General features: G+C 35.8%; 7 protein-coding genes. 1 reads left to right on the forward strand and 6 read right to left on the reverse strand.

The window, feature by feature from the left end; translation table 11 throughout:
- Window positions 1–19: 19 nt before the first annotated feature.
- The 6 genes from ES675_RS01525 to ES675_RS01550 form a co-directional block, all read right to left on the reverse strand.
- On the reverse strand, window positions 20–1,918 hold the full coding sequence (locus tag ES675_RS01525) for an OmpA family protein (protein ID WP_066253817.1): 1,899 nt from the start codon (window positions 1,916–1,918) through the stop codon (window positions 20–22).
- 18 nt (window positions 1,919–1,936) lie between these two features.
- On the reverse strand, window positions 1,937–2,851 hold the full coding sequence (locus ES675_RS01530) for a PorP/SprF family type IX secretion system membrane protein (RefSeq protein ID WP_066253852.1): 915 nt from the start codon (window positions 2,849–2,851) through the stop codon (window positions 1,937–1,939).
- Window positions 2,852–2,874: 23 nt separating this feature from the next.
- Window positions 2,875–9,072 (reverse strand): T9SS type B sorting domain-containing protein, encoded by a 6,198-nt coding sequence (locus ES675_RS01535; RefSeq protein WP_066253815.1) that lies wholly within the window; start codon window positions 9,070–9,072, stop codon window positions 2,875–2,877.
- 272 nt (window positions 9,073–9,344) lie between these two features.
- Complete coding sequence (locus tag ES675_RS01540; protein ID WP_066253813.1) at window positions 9,345–10,382, reverse strand: aldo/keto reductase; 1,038 nt, start codon at window positions 10,380–10,382, stop codon at window positions 9,345–9,347.
- 53 nt (window positions 10,383–10,435) lie between these two features.
- Window positions 10,436–11,395, reverse strand: a complete 960-nt coding sequence (locus ES675_RS01545; RefSeq protein WP_066253810.1) for an OmpA family protein — start codon at window positions 11,393–11,395, stop codon at window positions 10,436–10,438.
- A gap of 22 nt (window positions 11,396–11,417) precedes the next feature.
- Entirely contained in the window at window positions 11,418–12,179 is a 762-nt protein-coding gene (locus ES675_RS01550; protein ID WP_066253806.1) for an exodeoxyribonuclease III, read from the reverse strand.
- 171 nt (window positions 12,180–12,350) lie between these two features.
- On the opposite strand from ES675_RS01550, the gene ES675_RS01555 reads away from it, so the two are divergent.
- On the forward strand, window positions 12,351–15,803 hold the full coding sequence (locus ES675_RS01555) for a hypothetical protein (protein WP_066253801.1): 3,453 nt from the start codon (window positions 12,351–12,353) through the stop codon (window positions 15,801–15,803).
- Window positions 15,804–15,823 lie beyond the last annotated feature (20 nt).

Consider the following 15,823-nt stretch of genomic DNA (forward strand, 5'->3'; position numbering starts at 1 on the left):
AACTAATAATTAGTATGTTTTATTCTTCAGAAGGATTTCCACTTACAATAATAAACTCTGAACGTCTATTTGTTTGGTGCTCCACTTCTGTACAATTAGATTTACAATCTACTTTAGGCTCATTCTCACCTTTTCCTATTCCAGAAATTCTAGAAGCATCTATACCTTTAGAGATCACATATTGGACGGTAGCTTTTGCACGTCTATCTGATAATCTTTCATTGTATGAAGCCGGACCTCTATTATCTGTGTGCGATTCTGCCAAAATAACCATATTTGGATATTTCTTCATAACCGATACTAATTTATCCAACTCAAATGCACCTTGTTGTGTAATATTTGATTTATCAAAATCGAACAATATTGGATTCAATACAACGCGGTCTAACACAATAATTTTATCGATAGGATCTAAATTAAGTAGCAATAACGCTTCCTTATCTTTACTCCCAGCAAAACTAATCGTGTTGCTTTCATAGCCTTCTAATACACCAGAAATTTCCAAGGTTCTATCGCAGGAAACGGTATATTCTACTTTACCACTAGCATCTGATGTTTGAGTTGATACCACACGTCCTGCAGCATCTCTAATTTTAACAGAAACGCCAGCCAATGGATTACTAGTATCATTATCTACTACAGTTGTAATAACATTTACATTACATGGCACTAGGCGTTTTATTGCATAAATATCATCACCACCTTTTCCTCCTGAACGATTAGAAGACACAAAGCCTTCTCCTGTTTCCTCGTTTACAGTGAATGCAAAATCATCTACATTACTGTTTACTGGAACACCTACGTTAACAGCCTCACCAGCTTCTGACATGTAGAACACATCTAAACCACCAAGTCCTAAATGACCATCTGAAGAGAAGTATAACGTTCCATTAGAACTTGTAAACGGGAATTTTTCGTTTCCTTCTGTATTTACTTTATCTCCTAAATTAACTGGTTCTCCAACAGTACCATCGTCATTTACTGGTGCTTTGTATAAATCAAACAATCCAAGACCACCTGGCATATCTGATTGGAAATATAACGTTTTCCCATCTGCACTTAATGCAGGACTGTTAACATTATAGCTAGAATTGTTTAAAGAAAGCGACTCAACATTTCGCCATTTATCACCTTCTATATTGGCCTTATATAAATGAAGAACACTGAATTTTGTATTAGAGATTGAATCTTTTTCAAATTCGCCTTCAAAGAAACTCTCACGAGCAAAATACATGGTATTTCCATCAGGACTGAATGTTACAGTACCTTCATGGTATTTCGTATTAATATCACCTCTAACTGGATCAGCTTCTTGATAGGTACCATCTGTAAGAATATTTGAAACATATACATCTAAAAACGGTTGATCATTCCAACCATAGTTACGTCTAGCATTATTTCTAGCAGTTGTAAAATACAATTGACTATTATAAACGGCTCCACCAAAATCCGAATTTTCAGTATTAATTTCTAAATTTTGAATGGTGTACTCTTCTGCTTTTTCTAATAATAATGGTAAATAATCAGGATTTGCTTTAAACGCTTTTGCACGATCATCCCTTGGTTTCAATTTAGCAAAACGCTCCATTTGTGCATTAGCTTCTTGATATTTTTCATTTGCTTTAAGCATTTGAGAATATTTGTAAACCATTTCAGGATTATCTGATGATTCTAAAGCTTTGGCATACCAACGTTCAGATTCAACCGTATTGAAAATATTATAATTAGCTTCTCCTAATTGTGAATACACATAGGTATCTCCCTCTCCCTTTTCAACCAGTTTATTGTAACCTGCAATAGCTTGAACAAACTCGAATTTAGCAAAATGCTTATCAGCAGATTCCGTAGCTTTATTTTGAGCAGTCGCACTTAAACTACTCATGACTATAAGTGCTATAAATATTTTAATGTTTTTCATTATGTTTAGCTTAAGTGATTAGAAATAACGTGGTGAACGCGATACTTTTTTGGTGAAACTGAAATCGAAGTTAATAAATATCTCATGTGATGATGATGTTGCATAACTTAAATCTGATTGCACACTATCATAAGCATAACCAATTCTTAAATTAGGAGATACCATAAAGTTAATCATTCCAGTAAAGGAATCATCTAAACGATATCCTGCTCCAATTTCCACAATATTAAACATGAAAAGGTTGGCATTTACGTCAAAACTTATAGGCGCATCAAACGCCATTTTCATCATACCATGAGGTTTTAAGGCGAAATTATCAGATAAGTTAAATACATAACCTGCTCCAGCAAATAAGTGTTGTGTTTCAGATCCAACTTTAACACCATTTGTAGCATCTAAATGCACGGAGTTAAGCATGTTTGGCATAGAAACCGACACATAGTATTTACTTGGTTTGTAGAAATAAATACCTGCCCCAACGTTTGGCGTAGCACCATCTACATTTTCTTGAAGGAATGGATCGTTCATATCTATCACGTCCAAATCTACCAATCCAATTTTGTGAAAGGTTGCACCAGCTTTTACACCAAATGCTAACTTGTTATCACCACCTAATGGTAAGGTATACGAGAAATCGGCATAGACGTTATTTTCCCTTACAGGTCCAATTTCGTCATTAATGAATGATAAACCGAGACCTACACGCTTTCCAACTGGCGCACTAATAGAGAGCGTTCCAGTATTAGGCGAACCTTCTAACCCAACCCATTGGCTTCTGTAAAGAGCACCAATGGCAATTCCTTCAAAGGAACCAGCATAAGCTGGGTTTATCACGTTCATATTATACATATACTGCGTGTACTGCGGGTCTTGTTGTGCGTGCATAAAGGATGCCGACAATAAGAATACGATAATTATATATAGTTTTTTCATTATTAAATTTTGGTTGCGTTCGTTTACTTGTTGATATATACCCATGATGATTTCACTTTACCATTTTGATATTTCATGACATAATAATAAGTTCCTACAGGTAATTCATCACCGTTATCGGCAATTCCTCTAAACTGGTCGGTATAAACTCCATTTTTATGGCTAAATACTTTAACACCATGACGGTTGAATATTTCTAAACTGCTCACATCATAACCACTTAGATCAAATGTATCATTAATGCCATCATTATTTGGTGTGATAACCTGTGGAATAACCTGCACCAAACATTCATCTGTAATAAATGTTTCTTCAGATGACACTGGACATGGTCCAGTAGTTGTATACGCAATTGTATACGACGTGTTTGTTTCAGCATTTAAAACTTCTCCAGTTGATGCATTTATTGATGCACCATCGTTTGGTATCGGGTTAAAAGTAAAAGTACCTCCTGTATCTCCTAGAATAGTTATAGTTGCTCCTTCGCATGATATTGCCACCACACTAAATGAAGCATCTTCTTCTGCTGGAATGGTTACTGTTTCAGATGCTGTTGTTGGACACGTACCTACTGTTGTATATTCAACAGTATAACTACTTCCTGATTCTACATTCATAATCTCACCTGAACCTGGATCTATTGTTGCTCCATCTGTTGGCAAAGGATTAAGTGTAAATGTACCTCCTGTATCACCTGTTAGAACAGCGGTAGCTCCATCACAATCTACTGTCATGCTAAATGAGGCATCACCTCCTGCTAACACAGTTACTGTTTGTGTTTCTGTTTCTGCACAAATTCCAGACGTTGAATATACTACTGTATAGGTAGCATCACCTGTTCCGTTTGAAATTTCTCCTGTTGTTGCATCTATAATTGCACCATCAGTTGGTACTGGGTCGAAGGTAAATGTTCCACCTGCATCACCATCTACAGTTGCTACGGCTCCATCACAATTAGCTGTTAAGGTAAATGATGCATCACCAACAGTTGGCAACGTTATTGTTTCTGAAGTTGTTGCTTCACAACTAATATCGCCTACTGTATATTCTACGGTATATGTAGCTCCAGGTACACCATTTGTAATTTCCCCCGTATTCATGTCTATTACAGCACCATCTGTTGGTACTGGATTAAATGTGAATACACCACCAGTATCACCGGTTACAGTAGCTGTTGCACCTGTACACAATGTTGTCATTTCAAATGCTGCATCCGCTATTAACGGAATACTTATTGTTTGTGTTGCTGTCTCCGGGCAATCGCCTACAGTGGTATATTCCACCGTATAGCTTGTACCTGCTACAACATTAATAATTTCACCAGTAGCTGGATCAATTGTTGCTCCATCTGTTGGCACTGGATTAAATGTAAATACACCACCAGTATCTCCGGTTATAGTAGCCGTTGCCCCTTCACAATCTGCTGAAAGCGTAAATGACGGATCACTTGCTGATAATACTGTTACAGTTTCTGTTCTTGTAATAGGACAGGTTCCAGTAATTGTATATTCAACAGTATAGGTGTTACCGCTAACACCGTTAGAAATTTCACCTGTTGTGCTGTCAATTGTTGCACCATCTGTAGGTTCTGGATTAAAAGTAAACGTCCCTCCAGTATCACCATCAAATGTTGTAATAGCGCCATCACATGTTGCCGTCAATGTAAAAGAAGGATCTCCTGCCGCAGGTATCGTAATATCTTGAGTTACAATAGCCGGACAATTACCAGCACCAACCGTATATTGAACGGTATAGACTGTTCCAGCCACAGCATTTGTGATATCTCCAGTTGCAGGATCAATAATTGCACCATCATTGGGCTCTGGGCTAAAACCAAATGTTCCGCCCGTATCACCATCGATTACGGTTGATATATTCTCACAATCAACAACTGACATAGTAAACGAACCATCAAAAGTTGAAAGATCATTGTAAACAACTTCTACCTCATCGGAAACTGTTGCGGAACCACCTGTACATAAATCGTAAGTAACGGCAAATGTATATGTAGAGTTTTGTGTTGGTGATACTACTACAGTATCTTCTGTTCCAATTACATTTCCTTGTTCATCCAACCATTCTAAAGAATAGTTTGGTGTACCAGAAGGCGAAAATCTCCATGATTCTGGTTCTGTTACGTTCCAAACACCTGTATTACGTCCTGGAGGTGTAGTTGCACTATTATTGTCTACACTTTGTAAACCAATTACGGCAAGTCCACCATTCCAAGTAGAACAGGTAGGTTTACTAATTACATGAATATCAATATTATTAGATGACTCATGTAATATAATTTGACTCGTACTTCTTAAGGAATTACAGCTAAAGTGAGCTACATCATTGAAGTTAACAACAAATTGTCTGTAAGGTGCCGATCCAAGTACTACATAATCAATAGTTCCTCCAAATCTAACGTCAATATCATGACCAACTCCAAATATATTACCTTCCGTAATAGTTGCGTTTGTGCCATTAGGTAATTGATCACCAGCGTTCATTGCCCAACCGTTGCCTGTATTGGCATTTTCAATTTCAAAACTAATGACTCCGTTTGCTCCTACAATAACTTTATCATAAACGCCATTATAAAAACAAAAGTCAAACCCTAGATCAATTACTTCAGACCAAATATCATCTTCATCGATAGTTGTTGGAAAGCCACCTGTCACAGGCGGATTAGGACAGGTATCAATCGCATTTATTTCATAATTAGTCGTGTCTTGACCATATAAATGAAAGTTACTTGAAAGTGTTGCATCTGGATTATCACAATCTACAGTCGTATCATCACCAGCATAAACAATAGAGCATGGGTTTGGTGGTGGTGGACATAAAAATGCTAATGGATTACTTATTGTAGTACAGTTCGGATCATTAGTATTTGCAACAGTTACAACAATATTTGTACTTGCAGGATAAGGACCTAAAATTACCGTACCAACAGTAGAAACTACTTGTGGTGTTCCACCTTGATTATCCGTAATAGTAAGCGTTTCCGCATCTCCAAAATCCGTAATATCTACCGCAACGTCAAAAACAGGGTTGTTCGGATCTGAAATACAGTCACCATTTACAATATCAAAACTAACCGTTTGTGGTAAACAAGTTTGACAATACACATCAAAGTCCCAAGGGGTATAACCACTAGTAGAACAACTTCCAGAACCATCTGAATTGATAATTACAGTTAAAGTTGGACCCGAAGTTGTAAATGTTAAGCCTGCTAAATTTCCAGCATTACCGTATCCATTATAAAGTTGTGTTCCATCAGAATCCAATATTATTAGTTCATCCCAAGTATCCTCAACCTGACCTGCATTAAACTCTAATACTAATGGAAAACCTGTTGAACTTGCATAATTGAATTCGGTTGTATCGTTTGGTGTGTAGCAATAAGTCGTATTTAACGGTACGCCTGCCTCACAATCAACAATTTGATTTGGATCTGGTCTAGTTGTAAAGTTATACTCCGTACATCCTGAAGGTAAAGCTAAACCATTATCATTATAAGGTACTATTGTTACATAAAACGTTGTATCATAAGCTAATGTTCCTATGTCATAAGTCAATACGTTTCCAACATCCTCAGCATCTAAAACATCAGTTCCTCCTGGTGTTGTACCTATGTACAGATAGTATCCTGTAACGAGTACAGAAGCTGCAGACCAAGTTAAATCTGCATTTTCATCAACATCTATCGAACCATTTGCTGGAGTTGTTAATACAGAATTACAATTTGGTAATGCTGTTGTGTCTACACATGATACCTCAATATTCCAAGGTGTATATCCACTGGTAGAACAACTTCCAGAACCATCTGAATTAATTTCAACTTGAATGGTACCGCCTGAAGAAACAAACGATAATCCTGCCAAATTTCCTGCATTACCGTATCCATTATAAATTTCAGTCCCATCTGAATCTGTTACAATTAACTCGTCCCATGTGTTTTCTACTTGTCCAGCAAGAAAAAAGACGGAAAGTGGCGAACCATCACTACTCGCATAATTAAACACGGAATTGTCATTTGGCCCATAGCAATAGGTTGTAGTTACAACCTCTCCGCTTGCGCAATCCACTATTTGATTCGGATCGTCCTTGGTTGTAAAAATTTCTTCTATACAACCTTGGGCATCACCATTATCATTAAAAGGTGTAATAGTTACATAATACGTTGTTTCATAGGTTAATGTTCCTAGTGCGTAAGTTAAAACGTTTCCAACTTCTTGATCATCTAAAACATCTGTACCACCTGGTGTGGTTCCCATATCAATCCTGTAACCCGTAACGAACACGGTTGCTGGACTCCAAAATAAATCTTGATTTATATCAACACCCACTGCGCCATTTAAAGGGTTAGTAAGTGAAGCGTTACAATTTGGAACAACTGTCGTATCAACACAAGACACATCAAAATCCCATTCTGTTCTACTGCCGCTTTCACAACTAACAGATCCATCAGCTTCATAAAATAACACTAATCTGTCTGTCAGAGAAACAATAGACAAACCAGCTAAATCACCTCCGTTACTACCTTGAAAAAGAACGGTTCCATTACCGTCATCTATCCTAATATTGTCTAAATTGTTTTCAATAGTTCCAGAATTAAAGAATATATTTAATGGGCTTCCATCTGAACTTTGATAGCTAAAAATTTCTTGAAATTGGTTGTTTCCATTTTCATAACAGAAAACGGTATTTAAAACTTGACCAGCTGCACAATCTATTATTTGATTTGGATCTGAACGTACTGTAAAGCTCTCTTCATTACAATTTTCGGCTGGTCCATTATCGTTGTATGGAATAATAGTAACATAATATGTTTGATCATATTCCAAAGTTCCTGGATCCAAGGTTAATAATCCGATAGAATCTACTCCATCTAAAACGTCTATTCCTCCAGGTGTGGTTCCCATATTAACGGTATAACCCGTAACAAAAATGGTTGCTGCACTCCAAACTAAATCAACGTTCTCGTTGACTCCAACTTCACCATTTATTGGCGTTGTTAATGTGCTATTACAATTAGGAATAGACGAGGTGTCTAAACAAGCTACATCAAAATTCCAAGGATTAGTGGTACAACTAATTCCTGAACCATCTGAAGTAACTCCAATAGTAATTGTATCTCCAGTTGAAGTAAAAATTAAGCCTGCTAAATTACCCGCATTTCCATAAGGTGTAGCTGCATTTAAGTTTGTAACACCATCCGAATCTAAAACAATTAATTCATCCCAGTTATTTTCAGTACTTCCTGAGTTAAAAACAACAACTAAAGGCGAACCATCACTACTTACAAAACTAAATGTCGTTGTATCGTTATTTGTGTAGCAAAAAACCGTATTAATAGGGATTCCTGAACCACAATCTACTGGTGCATTTGGATCTGCTCCTGTTGTAAAAGATTGTACTGCACAACCTATTGCGTCACCATTAGCATTAAAAGGTGTAATCGTTACATAATAAGTTGTTGAGTATTCTAAATCTGGTAAAGCAAAAGAAGTTGAAAGACCAACGCCTTGAGAAGTCACTATATCATCTCCGCCAGACATAGTTCCTACCGCAAGAGTATATCCTGAAGGAATACCTGTAGCTGGTTGCCAACTTAAATCGGCTGTTATTGACACTCCTGTTGCACCATTAGTTGGCGCTATTAAATTAGAGCACGATGGTGGATCTACAACCACTTGTGATGCTGTAACATTATCTATATAGAAATAATAATTTCCAGAAAAATAGGTGTTAACAAATCTTAATTTAATGTTAGAGCCTGTCGGCACATTTGCTGCCGGTAGAACAAAACTAATATTTGCACACGTATTTGCTGCTTGATGGTTGGCATCATTAATGGTTCCCATATTCGTCCACGTGGCACCATTATTAGTAGAGTATTCCACATTGAGCTCTCCCCATCCCGGGTTAGTAGGATCGACAGCGGCTGACCAATCAACAATTTTATAATCAAAAGCTACTGTTAAATCTGTACCATTTGATTGACCAACTATATTAGGTGATATTAAATCATCTGTTAAGTTATCAGGACTCAAATTGGCTCTTAAGGAAACAACACTACATGGTTGGAATACAGCTCCAGAGTAACCACTACCAGTCCATCCTGGAGGTAATGTAAGACCTGCATCGAAATTTTCAACTAATCCAATTTGGGAAAAACCACAAAAGGATATGATTCCAAAAAGAATTGAAAGGGTAATTTTTTTCATTGTTTAAATCTAAGTTAGTTAATCAATTGATTATCAACTTACAAATTAACAACACACTCTTAATAGTTCCAGTTTTGAGGGAAAAAACAGACTATGCTAACTAATTTATATTGTTGATTATTTCATATTATAATCCCTAAAACTATAAAAAAACTATGGCAAGAAATATTTAACATAAGGTTAATAGATTAAATACGTATTTTATCGGTGAATTGAAAAATCCTTTAACTAAAAGCTACAGTTCATCGATGATTTAACGGCATTCTAAAAATTTAAGGTGCAGGGTTTGGGAAAATTTCATGAACAGCTTTAATAGAAGCTAACAAGGTGTCGTTTAGTTCCAGGTTAATGCTTTCTATATTCTCTTTCAGCTGATCCATATTTGTAGCGCCAATAATATTACTCGTTATAAAAGGTTGTTGCGTTACAAAAGCTAAAGACATTTGTGCCAAACTTATTTGGTTGTCTTCAGCTATCTTTAAGTAGCACTTGGTTGCTTCTGTTGCTTGGGCGCTACTGTAACGCGCAAATCTTGGAAAAAGTTTTAAACGTGCATTATCAGCAGCTTGATTTTTAATGTATTTTCCTGATAGTACTCCAAATGCCATAGGTGAATAGGCTAATAAACCTATATTCTCACGAATAGCTATTTCTGCCATATCACCTTCAAAAACACGATTTAATAAAGAATAGGCATTTTGAATGGTAATCATTCTTGGTAAATTATGTTTTTTGGATTCTTCTAAAAAACGCATGGTTCCCCAAGCTTTTTCATTTGAAATTCCAGCATGTCTAATTTTTCCAGATTTAATAAGACCTTGAAGTGTGTGTAAAATTTCATTAAAATTATCTTGCCACTGGTCTTCTAAATGATGTTTGTAATCCCGAATTCCAAATGTATTGGTTTGGCGTTCTGGCCAATGCAATTGGTATAAATCTATATAATCTGTTTGCAAGCGCTTTAAACTCTGATTAACGCCATCTACTAAAGCTTCTGGGCTAAATCCATTGGTTCTAATATGCGCTGTATAATCTCCTGGACCCGCAATTTTAGAGGCTAATACAATCTTATCCCGATTACCCGTTTTCTGAAACCAATTCCCAATGATACGCTCAGTTTCGGCATAGGTGCTTTGTTCCGCAGGAACAGGATATAATTCGGCTGTATCAAAAAAATTAATTCCTTGATCCAATGCATAATCCATTTGTTCATGCCCTTCGGCTTGGGTATTTTGATTTCCCCAAGTCATGGTACCTAAACAGAGTTTACTAACTTTTATATCAGTTTGCGGTAAGGTTGTGTATTTCATTATAGGAATTAATAATGCTGTTTAATTAAATCTGTTTTGAATATTAAAGCCATTTATATCTCATTTAATAATTTTGAAATTTCATCCAATTTAGGCGTCAAAATTACTTCAATACGTCTGTTTTTAGCTTTACCTTCTGCTGTTTCGTTACTTCCAATTGGCGCATATTCACCACGACCAGCAGCCGTTAAATTCTCTGGATTTATGGTTGCGTTTTCTCGTAATATATTTACTATAGCAGTTGCTCGTTTGGTTGATAAATCCCAGTTGCCACTTAACTGACCATTTCCACTATACGGCACATTATCTGTATGACCTTCAATTAAAATGGCAATTTCAGGATTATCTGCCAATACAGCACCTAATTGATTTACAGCTTGCTTCCCTTGTGTTCCAACGGCCCAACTTCCAGATTGGAATAATAATTTGTTTTCCATGGACACATATACTTTACCACCTCGTTGCTCAACGGTTAAACCTTTTCCTTCAAAATCCGTTAACGCATTTGAAATAGCATCTTTTAAACGTTTCATATCGGCATCTTTAGCAGCTATCATACCTTCTAATTCTGCAACACGACTAGACCGTTCCCCTAATTCTTTTTTCAACTTTTCTAAACGTGCATTTTCAGCAGCTAAGGCTTGTTCTTTAGCTTCCAGTCTTGCTAATAATTCACGATTCTTTTTAGAATTTTCAGCAATAGAAGCGGAACTATTTGTTTCCAAGGCATCATAAGACGCTTTTAAAACATCAAATTTAGATTTCAATCCGTCATAATCTTGCTGCAATTTATCGCGCTGCGCAACGGTTTCATTATAGTTTTTTTGAAGTGTTTCCAATTCATTCAACGCTTTGTTTTTTGCCGACGTCAAATCGTTATTATCCGCAGACAATTTACTATTCTGCTTTTTAAGCGTATTATATTTTCCTTCTAAATCTTTATATACTTTTGGAGATACACATGCTGTTGTTAAGGCAACCAACAAAACCGATACTATTATATAATGTTTCATATTTTAATATTTTAATTTGGGATTATTTTTCTAATTCTAATAAAATTGGACAGTGATCACTATGAACGGCATCCGTGAGTATAACGGCTCTTTCTATCTTTTCTTGTAAGGGCTCTGAAACCATAGCATAATCTAAACGCCATCCTTTATTATTGGCTCTAGAATTGGCACGATAACTCCACCAACTAAATACTTGTTTTACAGGATGTAAATATCTGAATGAATCTATAAACCCGCTATCTATAAAATTTCCTAACCATTGGCGTTCTTCTGGTAAAAACCCAGATACACCTTTCATTTTTGGGTTATGAATATCAATTTCTTCGTGACAAATATTATAATCACCACAAATAACAAGGTTTGGAATAGCTTTCCTTAAATTATCAATGTAGTAATGAAACATATCCATATAATCAAACTTATGTTGCAGTCGCGCATCATTAGTTCCAGATGGCAAATACAAACTCATCACGGAGACACCGTCAAAATCGGCACGAATATTCCGACCTTCAAAATCCATGGATTCTATTCCTGTTCCATATTCCACATGGTTTGGTTCGGTTTTACTTAATATAGCTACACCACTATACCCTTTTTTTTGAGCCGAAAACCAATAGTGATAGGTATAACCAGCTTCTTCAAAAAGCTCCAGATTTAATTGTTCTTTATTTGCTTTAATTTCTTGCAAACAGATGACATCTGGGTCTGCAGCAACTAACCAATCAATAAATCCTTTATTTAATGCTGCGCGAATACCGTTTACATTGTATGAAATAATCTTCATGAATTCATCTTTTTAAGCGCTAAAACTGCGCATTTGTCGATGCTTTTTAAGGCATACCGAATTAATTTCAGCTAAAATAAATAATGCGTTACTTTTACACTATTAATTTAATGCCGATTTAACAAAATCTATCAACAAAATAAATTCCTGATTCCACAGTTTTAGAACTACATGAAATACTGTTTTACCTGTTTCGTTTTTTTTATCTGCTTTTGTGCTTTTGCGCAGGAGCCCGATTCTAATTACAAAACAAAAACGGTTGCAGTTTCAGATTCTATCGTTATTGATAGTGTGAGCATTAATTCCAGCTTCTTTTCATTGAAAAATTTGGATGCATCGTTTATTGATGAATCTTACTATGAAGTGGATTTTACCAAAGCCATTCTAAAACTCAAAAAACCGATTGAAGCGGATTCCATAGTCATCAATTACCTGTCATATCCTGAATTCTTAACAAAAACCTATCGCCAATTAGACGAGACCGTTATTTTGGCAAATACCAACAAGCAGCAACAATTATATAAGTTAAGTCAGCCAAGTGAAAAATCTACCTTCAAACCATTTGACGGTCTAACAACAACAGGAAGTATTTCTCGAGGTGTGGTAATTGGAAACAACCAAAACTCGGTTTTAAACAGTGAATTAGATTTACAAATTACAGGTAAGTTAAATGATAAAGTATCACTTCGTGCATCCATTCAAGATGCCAATGTGCCACTTCAAGAATCGGGATATTCGCAACGCTTGGATGAGTTTGATCAGGTGTTTATTGAGTTGTTTAGTGATAATTGGAAAATTCGTGCTGGTGATGTTGATTTAGAAAACACCACGTCCTACTTTGGAAATTTCAGCAAGCGTGTTCAAGGTTTATCGGTAAACGCGCGATTCAATCATCCGGAATCAACCACCAACCTGTTTGCGGCTGGTGCTTTGGTACGTGGCCAATTTACAACCAGTCAATTTAATGCACAAGAAGGCAATCAAGGTCCTTATAAGTTAAAAGGCCCCAATGAAGAATTATACGTTTTAATCGTTTCTGGTAGTGAAACCGTTTATGTCAACGGGATTCCGCTGGAACGTGGTGAAAACAAAGATTATATCATTAATTATAATGCAGGCGAAATTATATTTAATCCAACCTTCCCAATTACATCGGAAATGCGGATTACGGTCGATTACCAATTTAGCGAACGTAATTATTCACGATTAGTTGTTTATGGTGGTGGTAATTATGATAGCGAAAAGCTAAAACTTGGTGTGTCTATTTACAGCGAAAATGATTCTAAAAATAGTCCGCTGCAACAGAACCTTTCAGAAGAACAAGTAGAAATTTTAGCTAATGCTGGTGATGATAAAAGTTTAATGGTAGCGCCATCCAGCTCACCAGAAGCTTATAATGAAAACCGAATTTTATATAAAAAAGAAATTATAAATGGTGTGGAGGCTTTTGTGTTTTCCAATAATCCAGACGACCAATTATTTAGCGTTCGGTTTACATTAGTTGGCGAAAACCAAGGAAATTATATTATTGATAACGAATTTAATGGCGAACAAATAAACGCCATTTCCACCATCTACAAATACGTGGAACCCATTGCAGGTGAACCACAAGGAAATTTTGAACCTATCATTCAATTGGTTGCGCCTACCAAATTACAATTAGCCATTGTTAATGGTAGTTTTATTCCAACTGAAAAAACCAATGTCGCTTTTGAATTGGCAGGAAGTAAAAACGACCTCAACTTGTTTTCAGATCTTGATAATGATAATAATGATGGTTTTGCAGGTAAAATAAAAGTAGACCAAGCCATCATAAAAAAAGATAGTTTATGGAATTTAAATGCCATGGTGGACACAGATTATATTCAAGAAAATTTCCGTTCCATACAACGTATTTACAATGCTGAATTTAATCGAGATTGGAATTTAGATCAAGCAACAGGGAATCAAGCGATTCAAGAACCAGGGAATCAGTTATTTTTCAAAACTGGATTGCGCACATTTCACGCTAAAAAAGGTTTGGCAAGCTACCAATTTGAACATCTTAATTATGCCGATAATTTCAATGGAAACAGACATATTACCTTTGCCGATTTACGTTTAAACAAATGGCAAATACTTTCAAATTCTAGTTATTTAACGGCCAATTCCACAAATTCAACATCCAACTTTTTACGCTCTTTTAACCGCATTACCTATAGCCTAAATAAAGCATGGGTTGGCACAAGATTAGCCATGGAGGACAACGAGCAAAAAACTAAAATCACCAATGAGCATACAGCATTAAGTCAACGTTTTAAATCGTATGAAATCTTTTCAGGAATTGGTGATAGCACCAAAATATTTGCCGAAATTGGCTATAAATATCGTGTAAATGATAGTGTTAGGAACGGAAACTTACAAAAAGTAAATACGTCAAACACTTTTTATATTGATTCACGAATTATTCAAAATTCAAAAACCAATTTATCTATTTATGCCAATTACAGAACGTTAAAAGATGCTGAAAAAGAATCCAATGATGAAAACTCATTAAACTCCAGAATTATTTTCAGTCAGCGATTTTTTGAGCAACTTATTTATTGGAATACGGTTTTTGAAACGAATTCTGGAACGCTTCCACAGCAGGAATTTACATACATTGAAGTGGAATCTGGACAAGGCGTTTACACGTGGATAGATTATAATAACAATGGCATCCAGGAATTAGAGGAGTTTGAAATTTCTCAATTCCCTGATGAAGCGGATTATATTCGTGTACTTTTACCCAATCAAGTTTTTATAAAAACGCATCAAAATCGCTTGAGTCAACTACTTACGCTTAATCCACAACAATGGATTAACAGTGAAGGCGGTTTTAAAAAATTCCTCTCCCGATTTCACAATCAAACCTCGTATTTAGTAGATAGAAAAGAAAGACGTTCTGGTAGCGATTTCAATTTAAACCCGTTTGAAGGTAAAGAAGCAGATCAATTAGCGCTGCAATTAAATTTTAGAAATATCTTGTTCTTCAATCGTGGCAAGCAACGCTACACCACGTCGTATACATACTTAAGTAACAAATCGCAAAATACCTTGTCTTTTGGATTTATTGAAAACGATTTACAAAGCCACAAGCTGCAATTCACGCATAAATTCGCAACAAGTTGGTTGGCTAATTTAGAATCGAGCTTTAATAACAATGTGAGTATTAGCGAGAATTATTCGAGTAAAAATTTCGATATAAACGAATCCAACATTAACCCGAAAATCTCCTATTTATTAAATGACAACACGCGTTTTGATGTGTTTTATCAATATACAAGCAAGGAAAACACCATAAATAATTTTGAAACATTGAAGCAGCAAAAATATGGTGCAGCTTTCACTTTTGCCAATTATCAGAAAGCAGCTATTAGTGGTGAGTTTAATTATTTTGATAATAATTTTTCTGGCAGTGTAAACACAGCCGTAGCTTACCAAATGATGGAAGGCTTACAACCTGGAAAAAATTATACGTGGAGTATTTTAGCACAAAAAAAACTGACTAGCTTTTTAGATTTAAACCTCACCTATTACGGCAGAAAAAGTGAAACAAGCAAAGTGATTCACACTGGAAATGTGCAATTGAAGGCTTATTTTTAAGTCTTGTAACAGTTGTTACA

Source organism: Algorimicrobium algoritergicola (assembly GCF_008086165.1).
GTDB classification, from domain to species: Bacteria; Bacteroidota; Bacteroidia; order Flavobacteriales; family Flavobacteriaceae; genus Algorimicrobium; species Algorimicrobium algoritergicola.

What these genes read in the sequence shown, in the direction of transcription:
- ES675_RS01525 (WP_066253817.1), bottom strand. Translation starts at nt 1,918, where the DNA reads ATGAAAAACATTAAAATATTTATAGCACTTATAGTCATGAGTAGTTTA.
- ES675_RS01530 (WP_066253852.1), bottom strand. Translation starts at nt 2,851, where the DNA reads ATGAAAAAACTATATATAATTATCGTATTCTTATTGTCGGCATCCTTT.
- ES675_RS01535 (WP_066253815.1), bottom strand. Translation starts at nt 9,072, where the DNA reads ATGAAAAAAATTACCCTTTCAATTCTTTTTGGAATCATATCCTTTTGT.
- ES675_RS01540 (WP_066253813.1), bottom strand. Translation starts at nt 10,382, where the DNA reads ATGAAATACACAACCTTACCGCAAACTGATATAAAAGTTAGTAAACTC.
- ES675_RS01545 (WP_066253810.1), bottom strand. Translation starts at nt 11,395, where the DNA reads ATGAAACATTATATAATAGTATCGGTTTTGTTGGTTGCCTTAACAACA.
- ES675_RS01550 (WP_066253806.1), bottom strand. Translation starts at nt 12,179, where the DNA reads ATGAAGATTATTTCATACAATGTAAACGGTATTCGCGCAGCATTAAAT.
- ES675_RS01555 (WP_066253801.1), top strand. Translation starts at nt 12,351, where the DNA reads ATGAAATACTGTTTTACCTGTTTCGTTTTTTTTATCTGCTTTTGTGCT.